Origin of the sequence: Saccharothrix sp. ST-888 (genome assembly GCF_000955975.1) — a bacterium.
GTDB lineage: Bacteria > Actinomycetota > Actinomycetes > Streptomycetales > Streptomycetaceae > Kitasatospora.
In genome coordinates, this window is sequence record NZ_JYJF01000502.1 from 1 (window position 1) to 371 (window position 371).

General features: G+C 70.1%; 1 protein-coding gene. It reads left to right on the forward strand.

Going from position 1 to position 371, the window contains the following annotated elements; translation table 11 throughout:
- Positions 1–371, forward strand: a 371-nt coding sequence (locus tag UK12_RS33600) for an LCP family glycopolymer transferase (protein ID WP_045307006.1), incomplete at both ends; no start/stop codon positions are given.

Below are 371 nucleotides of genomic sequence, written 5' to 3' on the forward strand. Positions count from 1 at the left end.
CTCCCTGATCGTGCTGCACATCCCGGCCAACGGCGGCAAGGTGACGGCGCTGTCCGTCCCGCGCGACGACTACGTCGAGACGGTCGGCGCCGACGGGAAAATGCACAAGGTCAAGGAGGCTTACGGGATCGCGAAGGACGCCGCCGAGGGCAAGCACCAGGGCAAGGGGCTGCCCAAGGCCGAGCTGGAGCGGCCGAGCCGGGAGGCCGGGCGTTCGGCGACCCTCCAGACCGCCCAGAAGCTCCGCGACCGCCCGATCGACCACTTCGCCGTGGTCCACCCGATCGGCTTCTACGACATCGCCACGCCTCTCCGCCCGATCAGGGTCTGCCTGAACAACCCCGTGAGCCACCCGACCATCGCCCGGCCGA